The sequence below is a fragment of the Cryobacterium sp. SO2 genome (assembly GCF_026151165.2).
Classification (GTDB): Bacteria; Actinomycetota; Actinomycetes; order Actinomycetales; family Microbacteriaceae; genus Cryobacterium.
The window spans coordinates 281,715-295,445 of sequence record NZ_CP117849.1; the positions used below are offsets into that span (position 1 = coordinate 281,715).

Below are 13,731 nucleotides of genomic sequence, written 5' to 3' on the forward strand. Positions count from 1 at the left end.
CCATGACCAAGTTGCGATTGGCCATAGTCGGTGCGGGCCCCGCCGGCATCTACGCCGCAGACATCCTCCTCAAGGCGGAGCGGAACTTCGACGTGTCGATCGACCTGTTCGATCACCTGCCTGCCCCGTACGGACTGGTGCGATACGGCGTGGCCCCTGACCACCCCCGCATCAAGGGCATCATCAACGCGCTCCGCGATGTGCTCGACCGTGGCGACATCCGCCTGTTCGGCAACGTGCGCTACGGCACCGACATCACCCTGGACGACCTCAAGAAGCACTACAACGCGGTGATCTTCGCCACCGGCGCCGTGCACGACGCCGACCTGGCCATCCCCGGCATCGAACTGGAGGGCTCCTACGGCGCCGCCCGCTTCGTGAGCTGGTTCGACGGCCACCCCGACGTGCCCCGCACCTGGCCGCTCGAGGCCGCCTCCGTGGCCGTGATCGGCAACGGCAACGTCGCCCTCGACGTCTCCCGGATGCTCGCCAAGCACGCAGACGACCTGCTGCCCACCGAGATCCCGGCGAACGTCTACGAGGGCCTCAAGGCCTCCCCGGTCACCGACGTGCACGTGTTCGGCCGCCGCGGCCCCACCTCGGTGAAGTTCACCCCGCTGGAACTGCGCGAGCTCGGCGAACTGAACGACGTGGACATCATCGTGCACGACGAGGACTTCGACTACGACGACGCGGCCCGCGCGGCCGTGGCCAGCAACAAGCAGGTCTTCGTGATCGACAAGGTGCTCAACCAGTGGCGGAAGCGCGAGACCGGCACCGCCTCGCGCCGGCTGCACCTGCACTTCTTCGCCCGCCCGGTGGAGGTCACCGACGACGGCAACGGCCACGTCGGCGGCTTCAGGTACGAGCGCACCGCACCGGATGGCCAGGGCGGCGTCGTGGGCACCGGCGAGATCCGCGAGGTGCCGATCCAGGCCATCTACCGGGCCGTCGGCTACTACGGCTCCTCACTGCCGGGCATCCCGTTCGACAAGAAGCGCGGCGTGATCCCCAACCGCGAGGGCCAGGTGCTCTGGAAGGGCGAGCCCGGCTTCGAGTCCAGCACCGCCAGCCAGCAGATGTACGGCGTCTACGCCACCGGCTGGATCAAACGCGGACCGGTGGGCCTGATCGGGCACACCAAGTCCGACGCGATGGAGACCGTGCGGCACCTGATCAACGACGTCGGCAACTGGTGGCGCCCGGAGTCGCCCGCCGAGGACAGCATCGTGCAGCTGCTCGACGAACGCGGCGTGGCCTACACGAACCTCGACGGCTGGCACCGCCTCGACCAGCACGAGCTGGCGCTCGGCGCCGAGCAGGGCCGCACCCGCGTGAAGGTCGTCCCCCGCCACGAAATGGTCGAGGTCTCTCGCGCCCAGGTTCCCGCCGAGCTGTAACCCATCCCTCCTCCCGCGAGCCGTGAGTTGAACCCCGAAAATAACGAGTTTTCGGGGTCAAGCTCACGGCTCGCCTGGCGTGCGGACCTCTTGGGGAGCGACTATCAGCAGGCCACACTGCCGCTGGGGAGTGACGAAGAGGGGGAGGTCGTCGCGACGATCGTGCGGTACCGGCCGGCGCTGAGGGACCTGGTGTCGCCGTTCGCCCCTGCACACGGCACCGACGTGCTCTATCTGCACGGATGGTCGGACTACTTTTTCCAGACCGGGCTCGCCGAGTACTGGCACAGCGTGGGCGCCCGTTTCCACGCCCTCGATCTGCGCAAGTACGGGCGCAGCCTGCGCGAGCACCAGACGCCCGGGTACGTGGCCGACCTGGCCACCTACGACGCCGACATCGAGGCCGCCCTCGCCGCCATGGGCCACGGCGAGCACGCCGACCGGCCGTCGCGGCGGCGCCTGGTGCTGATGGGGCACTCCACCGGTGGCCTCACCCTCAGCCTGTGGGCGGCCAGGCATCCCGGCCGGGCCGGTGCCCTGGTGCTCAACAGCCCGTGGCTGGAATTCCAGACCGGCGGCGTGGGCCGGGCGTTCATCACGCCCCTGGTGCAGCTGGGCGCCCGCGTGCAGCCGCTGGGCACCCTGCCGCAGGTGGACCTGGGCTTCTACAGCCGGTCGGTGTCGGCGAACCTCGGCGGCGAGTGGTCCTACGAGCCGCAGTGGCGGCCGGTGCGCGGTTTCCCGGCGCACCGGGCCTGGCTGAACGCGGTGCTCGAAGGCCACGCGGCCGTGGCCGCCGGCCTCGACATCGACGCGCCGATCCTCACCCTGCTCTCGAAACGGTCGACGATCCTGCCGCGCTGGAACGAGCAGATGCGCCACTCCGACAGCGTCCTCGTCGTCGATGACATCGCGCGCGCCGCCATGCGGCTGGGCGGCACGGTGACGGTCGCGCGCATCGACGGCGCCTTGCACGACGTGACCCTCTCCGCGGAGGCTCCCCGAGCCGCGGCGTATGCGGAAGTAACTCGTTGGCTACGCGCCTACGCCCCCAAATAATCCCGCGAGCCGTGAGAAAAGCCCCAAAATCGCGTCGATTTTGGGGCTTAACTCACGGCTCGCGAGAGTGAGAACCTAGCGGAAGTTGACGAACTGGAGGGCCACGTCGAGGTCCTTGCCCTTGAGCAGGGCCATGGTGGACTGCAGGTCGTCGCGGCTCTTGGAGGAGACCCGGAGTTCGTCGCCCTGGATCTGGCTCTTGACGCCCTTGGGGCCCTCGTCGCGGATGATCTTGTTGATCTTCTTCGCGTTCTCCTGGTCGATGCCGGCCTTCATGCTGGCCTCGATGCGGTATTCCTTGCCGGAGGCGTACGGCTCGCCGGCGTCGAGGCTGCGCAGGGAGATGCCGCGCTTGATCAGCTTCGACTCGAACACCTCGAGGATCGCCTTGACGCGCTCCTCGGTGTTCGCCTTCATGAGCACCTTCTCGCCGCTCATCTCGATGGATGCCCCGACGTTCTTGAAGTCGTAGCGCTGGGCCACCTCTTTGTGAGCCTGGTTGAGCGCGTTGTCGATCTCCATGGGGTCGACCTTGCTGACGATGTCGAACGTTGAATCTGCCATGGGAGCCATGTTACCGAGAAGCCCGCAATGATGCGCCGTCAGGCGCGGCCGGGCCGGTGAGCGGCAACAGGCCGGTGGCGGCGCATATTCATACCCCGCCGATAGCTTCGGCATGCTCCATCCATAGTTCCGCTCCCTAGGTTCGATCGAGTCGGCCGGCGTGAGCCGTCCCCGGACGCCCGCCAGGCCCGTTGAACCCAGCTATGAGGAGATCATGAAGCTCAAGACGTTTCTCACCCGAATCCGACCCCGCACCTGGGTGATCGCCGGGGTCGTTGTCGTGGCGCTGGCCGGCGGCGGCGTCTACTGGTTCGTCATCGCGGCGCCGGCCTCCAGCGCCACCGCCGAGGTGGCGCCGACCACGGTGGCCGCGTCCCTGGAGACGATGGAACAGACCGTGGCGTCCTCCGGCACTCTCGCCGCTGCCGTGCAGGAGGATGTCTCCTTCTCGGTCTCCGGCACCGTGACCGCCGTGAACGTGCAGGCCGGGACCGTTGTCGCCGCCGGTGACGTGCTCGCCACCGTCGACACCCTCACCGTGGACAGCGCCCTGCTCACCGCGAAGGCGACCCTCGCCTCCGCCGAAGCCAAACTCTCCGACAGCGAGGACGCCAGCGACGGATCCGACTCCGACCTGGCTCAGATCGCCGCGAACGGGGCATCCGTCACCGTGGCGCAGACCGCCGTCACCGACGCGGAGGCCGACGTGGCCGCCGCCGTGCTCACCGCGCCCGTCGCCGGCCTGGTCACCGCCGCCACCGTCGAGGTCGGCGACGTCATCTCCGGCTCCGGCTCGAGCGGCTCCTCAGGGTCGGCCGCCGGCTCCACGACCGGCGCCACCACCACGACCACCGCCAGCAGCGCAGCGTTCACGATCGTGGGCACCGACAGCTGGCAGATCGACCTGGCCGTCGGCGAGACCGACATCGCGGATGTCTCGGTCGCCGACCAGGTGGAACTCTCGTTGGACGACGGTACTGCCTTCTTCGGAACCGTCACCGAGGTCGGATTGCTGCCGTCCACGACCTCCGGAGCGGTGACCTACCCCGTGGTCGTGACCGTCACCGGCACCCCGGACGGGCTCTTCGACGGCATCGCCGTGACGGCCTCCATCGTGTACGAGCGCCGCACCGACGTGCTCACCGTGGCCAGTAGTGCCGTGACCACCACGGGCGACACCACGACGGTCACCACCCTCGACGACGACGGCAACGAGGTGGAGACACCCGTCACCGTGGGCGAGACCGTGGGCAACCTGACCGAGATCGTGGACGGCCTCGAAGAGGGCGACGAGGTTGTCGTGACCGTCTTCACCCCGGCCGGCGGCACCAACGACAGCGGCACCGACACCGGTGAATTCCCCAGTGGCGGTATGCCAGGCGGCGGCACGGGCGAGATGCCCACGGATATGCAGGCACCGACCGGGACGGGGAACTGATCGTGAGTAACGCAGCCCAGCCCCTGTCCTTCGACGACTCCTTCGACAACGACTACACCGGCGACGAGTACGCCGACGAAGACTATGCCGACGAGAACAACGGCGACGACTCCTACGCCGGCACCGCGCCGGGGGAGCCCCGCCCGGTGATCGAACTGGTCACGGCCGGCAAGACCTACCGCTCCGGCACCATCGAGTTCGAAGCCCTGCGCGGAATCGACCTGGCCATCCACGAGGGCGAGTACGTGGCCATCATGGGCCCGTCCGGGTCGGGAAAATCCACCATCATGAACATTCTCGGCTGCCTGGACACCCTCACCCGCGGCCGCTACCACCTCGGCGGCGTCGATGTGGAAGACCTCGACGAGATCGAACTGGCCGCTATCCGCAACCAGCAGATCGGATTCGTCTTCCAGGGCTTCAACCTGCTGCCGGCCCTGTCGGCCTGGCGCAACGTGGAGTTGCCGATGATGTACGCCAGCGTGCCGGCGGCCGAACGCCGTGGCCGCGCCGAACGCGCCCTCGAACGGGTGGGCCTGGGCGACCGGCTGGAGAACCGGCCGGGCGAACTCTCGGGCGGCCAGCAACAACGGGTGGCCGTGGCCCGCGCCCTGGTGGGCGAGCCGACCATGATCCTGGCGGACGAACCGACCGGAAACCTGGACTCGGTGTCGACCAGGGACGTGCTCGAGCTCTTCGACGAGCTGCACGACCTGGGCCGCACCATCGTGCTCATCACCCACGAACTCGAGGTGGCGCAGCGTGCCGCCCGCATCGTCTGGGTGCGCGACGGGGAGATCGTCCGCGACGAGGTCAACGACCTCGCCGCGGTGCAGGCCGCCCGGGAAGCCAGCGCAGCATGAGCTGGCTGGAGACCCTGCGCACGAGCTGGAGCGCCGTGCACTCGCACGCGCTGCGGTCGACCCTGACGGTGCTGGGCATCCTGATCGGAATCGCCGCGGTGATCCTGACGGTGGGCCTGGGCCTGGGCACGCAGAAGGACGTGAGCGCCCAGATCAGCTCGCTCGGCAGCAACCTGCTCATAGTCTCGCCCGGCAGCAGCACCGACACCTCAGGCACCAGGGGCGGGTTCGGCACCAGCGCGTCGCTGACCATCGCGGATGCCGAGGCGCTGGACTCCGACGTCAACGCCCCCGACATCTCGGGGGTCGCCGCGGAGAAGACCACCTCGCTCTCGCTCGAGGCCAACGACACCAACTGGACCACCACGGTGACCGGCACGACCACCTCGTGGCTGGACGTACGGCAACGCACCCTGGCCTACGGCGACTTCTTCACCGAGGACGACGACACCGACTCCGCCGCCGTGGTGGTGCTCGGCTCGGAGACCGCCGACGAACTGTTCGGCACCCAGAACGTGGTGGGCCAGTCCGTCGTGATCGACGCCAAGTCCTACGAGGTGATCGGGGTGCTCGAATCCGCCGGATCGGACTCGTCCAGCAACCTCGACGACGTGGCCGTCATGCCGCTGAGCACGGTGGCCAACGACCTCGTCGGCGGCACCACCAGCAGTGCGGTGTCGACGATCTACCTGCAGGCGGCCAGTGACACCCAGTTGTCGGCGGCCTACCAGGAGGCCGAGACTTTGCTGCTGAACCTGCACGCCATCTCGGACACCGAGGATGCCGATTTCGCGATCAGCAGCCAGGACGCCCTCGTGAGCACCGCCACCGCGGTCTACGCCACCCTCACCATCCTGCTCACCGGCGTGGCCGGCCTGTCGCTCCTGGTGGGCGGCATCGGCGTGATGAACATTATGCTCGTCTCCGTCTCCGAACGCACCAGGGAGATCGGCCTGCGGAAGGCCTTGGGGGCGCCGCCGTGGGCGATCCGCCGCCAGTTCCTGATCGAGGCCGCGATCCTCGGCCTCTCCGGCGGGCTCCTCGGCGCCGCCCTGGGCGTGGTCGCGGCCGTGACCCTGCCGGGGGTGATCGGCAGCTCGATCGTGGTGTCGCCGCCCGCCGTCGTCCTGTCCATCGGCGTGGCCATCGTGATCGGCCTGGTGTTCGGGGTCTACCCGGCCACCAGGGCGGCCAAGCTCGCGCCCATCGACGCCCTGCGCAGCGAATGACCGGCGCACCCCCACCCATCCACCCGACCGCTGCCACAACGGCACCCAGAGGAGCTTCCATGACCAGCACACCCACCACCCCGCCCACCACCAGCCGGATGCCCGGCGCCCGGCGCTCGCCGCTCGGCCGCCGCCACGGCGCGAAGATCGGCCTGGCCTTCGCGATCGGCGGTGCGCTCCTGCTCAGCGGATGTGCGGCATCCGCCGACGCGACGACCGACTCGGCGGCGTCGACCGCGGAGGCGGCCCCGGCCGACGGCCAGACGGCCGGCGGCATGATGGGCGGCGGGATCACCGGCGAGATCGCCGCGGTCTCGACCAACCTGCTGCAGGTGCAGGACGCCGACACCCAGACCGCCGTGACCTACACGGACAGCACCACCTTCACCGCCACGGTGGCCGCCGCGCTCGCCGACGTGACGACCGGGGTCTGCGTGAGCGTGAGCACAGCATCCACCGACACCGACACCGACGCGGATGCCGCCGCCGCTGTCGCGGCCAGCGCCGTCGTGGTCAGTGCCGCCGTGGACGGGGCGTGCGAGTCCGGCGCCGGGATGGGCGGCGGGGAGCCGCCGACCGGCGGCGGCACCGACGTGCCCAGCGACATGTCCACGGATGCGCCGACGGACATGCCCACCGACATGCCGACGGATATGCCCACCGACATGGCCGGCGGGGGCGGCGGCTTCGGCGGCCGCACCTCCGGCCTCGTCACCGCGGTGACCGGCACCGGATTCACCGTCGAGAGCACTGGCACCGACGACGCCACGGAGACGATCGAGGTGACCGTCGACGACACCACGTCCTACACGCAGACCGTCGCGGCGGACTCCAGCGCGATCGCCGTGGGCAGCTGCGCCACCGCAACCGGCGAATCCACCGATGACGGCGGGTACGCCGCCACCACGATCGCACTGTCAGAAGCCGGCGACGACGGCTGCGTGACCGCCATGGGCGGACGCGGCGGCGCCGGAGCCCCGACCGGAGACTCGGCCGATGAGTAAGCGCTCGGGCGGCTGGCGCGGCTGGCGCATCCCGGCCGGCCGCCGGGCCGCGCCGGCGGACACCACCGAGCCTGCCTTCACGCTGACCGACGCCGACCTCGCCACCGGAGCGCCTGTGCCCGCATCCGCGGCTCTCTCCACCCCTGCCTCCGAGCCTGCAGCGCCGGCCACGCCGCCGCGCAAGCCGAAGGCCAAGGCCCGCACCGCCCGCCGGCGCCGACGCATCGTGGCCGTCGGCGCGGCCACCGCCGTGCTCTGCGCCTCCGGCGGCGGCGTGGTCTACGCCCTCGCGCAGGACAGCTCCGGCAACTACCGCACGGCCCTCGCCACGACCGGATCGGTCAGCGAGTCACTCAGCCTCACCGGCACCGTCGCCTCGGTCAGCCGCCACGACGCCGCCTTCGCGGTGGACGGCACCGTGAGCGCGGTGAACGTGGTCGTCGGCGACACCGTCACGGCCGGACAGACTCTGGCCACCCTCGATACCGAGTCCCTCGAGGACGCCGTGGCCTCCGCTGAGGAGGCGGTCACGGCCGCCGAACAGACCTTGGCCGACGACCTCGACTCCCAGACCGCGACCACCACCACGACGACCGACAGCTCCGCCACGGCCGCCGCGGGCGACGCCGCATCCGGAGCCTCAGGCGTCGGCGGAACCGGCGGTACCGGCACAACCGATGCCACCGGCACCGGCGCTGACGGCGCGGGCACCGGAACCGACGGCTCGGGCGGCACCGGCTCCGGCGCCAGCCCGACCGGCACGCCGACCGATTCCTCAACCGCCGCACCCACCGACGGCGCCACCGGGACGCCGACCGCCAGCCCCACGGCGACCCCGACCCCCACGGCCACGCCGACGCCCACCGCGACGGCAACGCCCGACGAATCGACCGACGACGACGCTGCGGTCACCGCCGCGCTCGCAGACGTGTCGGCCGCCCAGGATGCCCTGCTCGCCCAGTCCGAGGTCGCGAGCACCTCCCTCACCGCCACCCAGGGCATCATCAGCACGTCGGCCGAGACCTGCCAGCCCTTCCTGGAGGCCGCTGTGCAGACGGCGGCCACCGACGACACGGCGTCGACCGACGCCGCCGCCGCAACGCCGGAGGAGGAGGCCGCTGCCGCTGCCGCCGCGGCCGAGGCGCTGGCCGTGTCGCAGGCCGCGATGGCCACCGCGCTCACGGATGCGCAGACCGCCCTGGCCGAGTGCCAGAGCGCCATCACCGAGGTGCTGGCCGGCCAGACGGAGACCAACGACGCCCAGAGCGCCGTCGTCACCCTGATGACCGCCCTCGACGACGCCGTGGCGGCACTGCAGGCCGCCGTCGCGGAGGCCGCCGCAGCCGACGACACCGACTCGAGCGACAAGACCGACGCCGCCACCAGCTCCACCTCCAGCACATCGGATGGTGCGGCCACGGCCGCGACGGCATCTGCGACGGTCTCAACCGACGCGACGATCTCGCTCGCGAGTCTCACCACATCCGTCGTGGCGGTGACCGCCGCGGTCGACGACGGGGCGACGTCCGGCGCCACGGACAGTGCCGCAGCCAGCGGCACCACGACCGTGGCGTCCGCCGCCACGATCGTCGCCGACACGGCAGCGATCGCCGCAGCCGAAGCCGAACTGGCGATCGCCCAGCAGCAGGTGAGCCTGGCCGTCCTGACCAGCCCGCTGGCCGGGACCGTGGCCGCCGTGAGCCTCGCCGCCGGTGACAGCGTGTCTGCCGGATCCACGACGGCCCTCATCACGGTCATCGGTGGCGACGGCTACTCCGTCACCTCGACGGTGACCCTCGCGGACATCGCCGGGGTGGAGGTCGGCCAGAGCGCCACGGCCGACATCATCAGCTCGAGCGCCACCCTGGCCGGGGAGGTGAGCTCGATCGGCGTCGTGAACGTGGCGACCGACTCCACCACGCCGTCCTACTCGGTCACGATCGCCCTGGACAGCGCCGACACGGCCCTGCTCAACGGCGCATCCGCCCAGCTCGAGGTGGCCGTGGCCGTCGAGGACGGCGTGCTGACCGTTCCGACCAGCGCCGTGCACCGCGCGGGAACGGTCTACACCGTCGACGTGCCGAAGGACGGCGGAACGGCCCCGGTGACCGTCGAGATCGGAGCGCTGGGCACCGAACTGACCGAGATCACGTCGGGACTGGAGGAGGGCGACACCGTTGTGCTCGCCGACCTCGACGCGGCTGTGACGGAGGAGGAGACCGAGGAGACCAGCCTGACCGACCTCGGCGGCACGACCGACGAGCAGCAGCAGATGACCCCGCCGGACGGCTTCACCGGCGGCGGCATGGGCGGCGGCCCGCAGGGGTAGCTTCTGCGGTAGCCGCGCGGCCCGGCGTCAGTCGCCGGGCCGCGCCGTGCTCGAGCGCACGATGAGTTCGAACGGCATCGGTGTGTTCAACGCGGCCTGGTCGTGCTGGCCGGGGTGCAGCTGGTCCATCAGGATCTCCACGGCCGTGGCGCCCTGGCCCTGCGGGAATTGCGCGATGGTGCTCAGGCCGAAGAAATCAGCGAGTTCGTGGTCGTCGATGCCGATCACCGAGACGTCCCGCGGCACCACCAGGCCCAGATCGCGCGCCGCCAGGATGCTGCCGATCGCCATTTCGTCCGACGCGGCGAAGATGGCGGTCGGACGGTTGTGCGGGCTGCCGAGGAGCTGCTTGGCGGCCTGGTAGCCGCCGCGGATGGTGAAATCGGCGGGCTGGAACAGCTCGGGGGCGATCCCGATCCCGGCGGCCTCCAGCGCGGCCTCGTAGCCGTACCGGCGGTTGGTGGGCAGGTGGAAGTCGAGGTCGAAGTCCTTGTTGCCGCCGATGTGCGCGATCCGGGTGTGGCCGAGGGCCAGCAGGTGCTCCGTCGCGAGCCTGGCCACGGCCACGTCGTCGATCGTGAGGGTGCGCACACCGGTGATCGGGCCGCCGACGCCCACGAGGGGCTTGCCGAGGGCGTGCAGCCTGGCCACCTCGCTCTCGGTGAGTTCGAGGGAGATCGCGATGACGGCATCCACCCGCTGGCGCAGCAGGAAGTGTTCGAACACGCTGCGCCGCTCGTCGCCGCCGCCGGTGAGGTTGTAGAGGGTGAGGTCGTAACCGTTGTGCAGCAACGCGGTCTGGGCGCCCTCGACGACGCTGGAGAAGAACCAGCGGCTCAGAAAGGGCACGACGACGCCGATGTTCTTCATGCGGCCGGAGGCCAGGCTCGACGCGTTCGACGACACGACGTAGCCCATCTCGAGCGCCGCGGCCTTGACCTTGAGCCGGGTCGCAGGCGACACGTGGCCGTTGCCGCTCAGGGCGCGCGAGACCGTGGCGGTGGAGACGCCCGCTCGACGGGCGACCTCGTCGATTCCGACCATTCGGGTTCCTTACCGGCGTACAAGAGGGGTGTGAAGTGATCATATCCACCGGTTTGGATGCCTGCTGCCCCCGCTGATTTCGCACTTGGGCCCTCTGGCTTGTATTCTGTCTGAGCGTCTCCGGTCACGTGGCTACATATGGCCGGGTATGCACTGGCGAGTTACCCAAGCGGCCAAAGGGATCTGACTGTAAATCAGACGGCGTAGCCTTCGTGAGTTCGAATCTCGCACTCGCCACAGCAAGAATGCAGCACCAGCACAACAACGAAACGCGCCGGGCTCCGGCGCGTTTCGTGCGTTAACAACCACCGTGCGCCTGTCGCCGCGGGGCAGCGGGGCGTACCGTGGGCGGATGACCACTCCCGCTTCGACCGAACTCCTCGCCCTCGCCCAGAAGACGGCCATCACCGCGGGGGAGCTCGCCCGCCGGCGACGCGCTGAGGGCGTGGAGATCGCCGCGTCGAAGTCGTCGCCGGAGGATGTGGTGACCCTGGCTGACCGCGAGACCGAGACGCGCATCCGGGAGCTGCTGGCCGACGCGCGGCCGAACGACGGCTTCTACGGCGAGGAATCGACCGCTACCGCCGGGACCTCCGGGCTGACCTGGGTGGTCGACCCCATCGACGGCACCGTGAACTACCTCTACGGCATCCCGTTCTACGCCGTGAGCATCGCCGTGGTCGAAGGCGACGCCGACCCGGCCACCTGGAACGCGCTGGCCGGAGCGGTGCGCAACCCGGCCATCGACGAACTCTTCTCGGCGCGGGCCGGCGGAGGAGCGGAGCTGAACGGGCGCCGCCTGCAGGTGAAGACCGGCGTGCCGCTGTCCCTGGCCCTGTTCGGCACCGGCTTCTCCTACGACTCGGTGCGACGCACCCGCCAGGCGAAGGTGCTGCACGGCCTCATCCACCGGGTGCGGGACGTGCGCCGGATGGGAGCGGCGTCGCTCGACCTGTGCTCGGTCGCCGCCGGTCGGCTCGACCTCTACTACGAACGCGGACTCAACCCGTGGGACCACGCGGCCGGCGGACTGGTGGCGGCGGAAGCCGGTGCCAGGGTCGGCGCGTTCGGCGACGACCGTGAAGGCCTCAACCTTCTCATCGCCGCGGCTCCCGACCTCTACGCCACCGCGGAGCCGCTCCTCGTGAATCTTTTCAATGAATTTATGGCGGACGACGACATATAGGGTTCCGGTCCGCCGGCGACGGTTTTCCGTCGCGCGATGGCAGGCCAGAAGGCGGTTCCAGGCCCGGTCCGAGGTTTCGCGACACGGTGTCGGGCCGGCCCGATCTGCCCCGTCAGTGGGGGCGATCCGGCATCGCCGGATGGAGATTTCGCGGCTCGCCCGCTAGCCTTTATCTATTCGTTACTTTGGCCTGGCCTGAATGACGAGCATCTCGCCCCGTCAATCGCGCCGAAAGTACCGTTACTTTGTCACCTCACTCCCCGCAGTCGGATGCCTCCGCACCCGACCCGAGTGACCCCACACAAAGCGACCTGGCAGTGGCCGGCAGCACGCCTGCACGCGTGCTCACGCGCCGCGAACTGCGCGATCTGGAACGCCGAGCCGCGACGCCCGCTGCCGAGCCGAGCCCCGCTGCCGCTCACCACGGAGCCCACACCGACGACGCCTTCGAGTTCCCCGCCGCGGAGCTCAGCGCCGAGGCTCAGGTGCTGGTCGGCGCCGAGCTGGCCGAGCCGCACCTCGAACCCGTTGTCATCAAGGCGCCGGACCTCGCCCTGCCGGCCGAGCCGGCTTACGAGCAGCTCACCAGCGATGTGTCGCCGAACACCACCACGACCACCATCGTCCTGCCCTCCCGCGCGGCTCTGCGCGCGCAGCTGCGCGCCGAACAGGCCAGCACCGAGGCGCCTGCCCCTCTGGCTCCCGTCGAGGCCGCAGCGCCCCGCACAACGCCGGCCGAACCTGAGCGCGTGCTGCCGGCCTACGTGCCGCGCACCCGTGCCCGCACCGGCACCGCGAACCGGGCTCCGGTCTCCGTGCGCTCCGGCCACCACCGCATGCGCCTGCTCGCCACCAAGGGCGGCTCCATCGTCGCGATGTCGATTGTGGCCCTGATGGCCGTCGCGACCTCCCTTCCCGCCGACGCGCTGCTGTCGTCCAGTGACGTGCGCGCCGCGGCGCTCGAGGCGCAGAAGCCGGCCAGCAGCGAGCCGGCGCAGACGATCGACCTCGCCAACGGCACCGACACCATCACGGTGGAGCAGGACAGCTACCAGGCCAAGTCCATCGCCGAGGTCGCCGCCGCCAGCGGCATCCGCTTGGAAGACTCCTTCACCAACAACCCGAACGGCACCATCCAGTGGCCGTTCGCGGTCGGCGTGCACATCGGCGACCAGTTCGGCTACCGCAACTGCGCCGGCTGCTCGGTGAACCACGGCGGCCAGGACTTCAACCCCGGCGTCGGCGCTCCGATCCAAGCGATCGCCGACGGCGTGGTGAGCTTCACCGAAGACGGCGAAGGCAGCCTGGGCGTGCACATGGTCATCGATCACATGATCGACGGCGAACTGGTCTCCAGCGTCTACGCCCACATGATCCACGGCTCGATGCTGCTGAAGACCGGCGACGTCGTCAAGGTCGGCCAGGTCATCGGCCAGGTCGGAACGACGGGCATGTCGACGGGCCCGCACCTGCACTTCGAGATCCGCATCGGCGGCATCAAGGGCACCAAGGTCGACCCGCTGGTCTGGCTCTACGCCAACACCAACTAGCGCCCGCAGCAAGACGCGAAAGCGGTCATAGGGATGCTTCGCGGGCACCGAGGTGACCGGATGCC

Annotated in this window: 11 protein-coding genes and 1 tRNA gene; 10 read left to right on the plus strand and 2 right to left on the minus strand. The window is 70.1% G+C overall.

Annotation, left to right across the window (positions count from 1 at the left end; all coding sequences use genetic code 11):
• Positions 1 to 2 precede the first annotated feature (2 nt).
• Both BJQ94_RS01355 and BJQ94_RS01360 read left to right on the plus strand, forming a co-directional pair.
• On the plus strand, positions 3 to 1,400 hold the full coding sequence (locus BJQ94_RS01355) for an FAD-dependent oxidoreductase (RefSeq protein ID WP_265400560.1): 1,398 nt from the start codon (positions 3 to 5) through the stop codon (positions 1,398 to 1,400).
• Positions 1,401 to 1,490: 90 nt separating this feature from the next.
• Positions 1,491 to 2,459 (plus strand): alpha/beta hydrolase, encoded by a 969-nt coding sequence (locus BJQ94_RS01360; RefSeq protein ID WP_265400561.1) that lies wholly within the window; start codon positions 1,491 to 1,493, stop codon positions 2,457 to 2,459.
• A 75-nt stretch (positions 2,460 to 2,534) separates the two neighbouring features.
• Here BJQ94_RS01360 and BJQ94_RS01365 read toward each other — a convergent pair whose 3' ends face one another.
• Positions 2,535 to 3,023, minus strand: a complete 489-nt coding sequence (locus BJQ94_RS01365; RefSeq protein WP_110124962.1) for a YajQ family cyclic di-GMP-binding protein — start codon at positions 3,021 to 3,023, stop codon at positions 2,535 to 2,537.
• A 214-nt stretch (positions 3,024 to 3,237) separates the two neighbouring features.
• Between BJQ94_RS01365 and BJQ94_RS01370 the strand changes: the two genes are divergently transcribed.
• The 5 genes from BJQ94_RS01370 to BJQ94_RS01390 all read left to right on the plus strand — a co-directional run bounded on the left by BJQ94_RS01370 (position 3,238) and on the right by BJQ94_RS01390 (position 9,886).
• Positions 3,238 to 4,461 (plus strand): biotin/lipoyl-binding protein, encoded by a 1,224-nt coding sequence (locus BJQ94_RS01370; RefSeq protein WP_265400562.1) that lies wholly within the window; start codon positions 3,238 to 3,240, stop codon positions 4,459 to 4,461.
• 146 nt (positions 4,462 to 4,607) lie between these two features.
• The gene (locus BJQ94_RS01375) at positions 4,608 to 5,324 is read left to right on the plus strand and encodes an ABC transporter ATP-binding protein (RefSeq protein WP_265400726.1); all 717 of its coding nucleotides are present in this window, start codon (positions 4,608 to 4,610) and stop codon (positions 5,322 to 5,324) included.
• Positions 5,321 to 6,553, plus strand: coding sequence for an ABC transporter permease (locus BJQ94_RS01380; RefSeq protein ID WP_265400563.1), 1,233 nt, complete (start codon positions 5,321 to 5,323; stop codon positions 6,551 to 6,553). Before BJQ94_RS01375 ends, BJQ94_RS01380 begins: the two co-directional genes overlap by 4 nt.
• Before the next feature lie 59 nt (positions 6,554 to 6,612).
• On the plus strand, positions 6,613 to 7,557 hold the full coding sequence (locus tag BJQ94_RS01385; protein ID WP_265400564.1) for a hypothetical protein: 945 nt from the start codon (positions 6,613 to 6,615) through the stop codon (positions 7,555 to 7,557).
• Positions 7,550 to 9,886: a biotin/lipoyl-binding protein gene (locus tag BJQ94_RS01390; protein WP_265400565.1), complete on the plus strand. Its 2,337-nt coding sequence runs from the start codon at positions 7,550 to 7,552 to the stop codon at positions 9,884 to 9,886. Before BJQ94_RS01385 ends, BJQ94_RS01390 begins: the two co-directional genes overlap by 8 nt.
• A 27-nt stretch (positions 9,887 to 9,913) precedes the next feature.
• On the opposite strand, the gene BJQ94_RS01395 is transcribed toward BJQ94_RS01390, so the two are convergent.
• On the minus strand, positions 9,914 to 10,930 hold the full coding sequence (locus BJQ94_RS01395; protein ID WP_265400566.1) for a LacI family DNA-binding transcriptional regulator: 1,017 nt from the start codon (positions 10,928 to 10,930) through the stop codon (positions 9,914 to 9,916).
• A gap of 155 nt (positions 10,931 to 11,085) precedes the next feature.
• On the opposite strand from BJQ94_RS01395, the gene BJQ94_RS01400 reads away from it, so the two are divergent.
• The 3 genes from BJQ94_RS01400 to BJQ94_RS01410 all read left to right on the plus strand — a co-directional run bounded on the left by BJQ94_RS01400 (position 11,086) and on the right by BJQ94_RS01410 (position 13,666).
• Positions 11,086 to 11,167: transfer RNA gene (locus tag BJQ94_RS01400), tRNA-Tyr, on the plus strand.
• A 115-nt stretch (positions 11,168 to 11,282) separates the two neighbouring features.
• Entirely contained in the window at positions 11,283 to 12,116 is an 834-nt protein-coding gene (locus BJQ94_RS01405; RefSeq protein WP_265400567.1) for an inositol monophosphatase family protein, read from the plus strand.
• Between the two features lie 341 nt (positions 12,117 to 12,457).
• A complete protein-coding gene (locus BJQ94_RS01410; RefSeq protein WP_265400568.1) occupies positions 12,458 to 13,666 on the plus strand; it encodes a peptidoglycan DD-metalloendopeptidase family protein in 1,209 nt (402 codons plus the stop codon).
• Positions 13,667 to 13,731 lie beyond the last annotated feature (65 nt).

What these genes read in the sequence shown, in the direction of transcription:
- BJQ94_RS01385 (WP_265400564.1), top strand. Translation starts at nt 6,613, where the DNA reads ATGACCAGCACACCCACCACCCCGCCCACCACCAGCCGGATGCCCGGC.
- BJQ94_RS01370 (WP_265400562.1), top strand. Translation starts at nt 3,238, where the DNA reads ATGAAGCTCAAGACGTTTCTCACCCGAATCCGACCCCGCACCTGGGTG.
- BJQ94_RS01365 (WP_110124962.1), bottom strand. Translation starts at nt 3,023, where the DNA reads ATGGCAGATTCAACGTTCGACATCGTCAGCAAGGTCGACCCCATGGAG.
- BJQ94_RS01405 (WP_265400567.1), top strand. Translation starts at nt 11,283, where the DNA reads ATGACCACTCCCGCTTCGACCGAACTCCTCGCCCTCGCCCAGAAGACG.
- BJQ94_RS01355 (WP_265400560.1), top strand. Translation starts at nt 3, where the DNA reads ATGACCAAGTTGCGATTGGCCATAGTCGGTGCGGGCCCCGCCGGCATC.
- BJQ94_RS01390 (WP_265400565.1), top strand. Translation starts at nt 7,550, where the DNA reads ATGAGTAAGCGCTCGGGCGGCTGGCGCGGCTGGCGCATCCCGGCCGGC.
- BJQ94_RS01395 (WP_265400566.1), bottom strand. Translation starts at nt 10,930, where the DNA reads ATGGTCGGAATCGACGAGGTCGCCCGTCGAGCGGGCGTCTCCACCGCC.
- BJQ94_RS01380 (WP_265400563.1), top strand. Translation starts at nt 5,321, where the DNA reads ATGAGCTGGCTGGAGACCCTGCGCACGAGCTGGAGCGCCGTGCACTCG.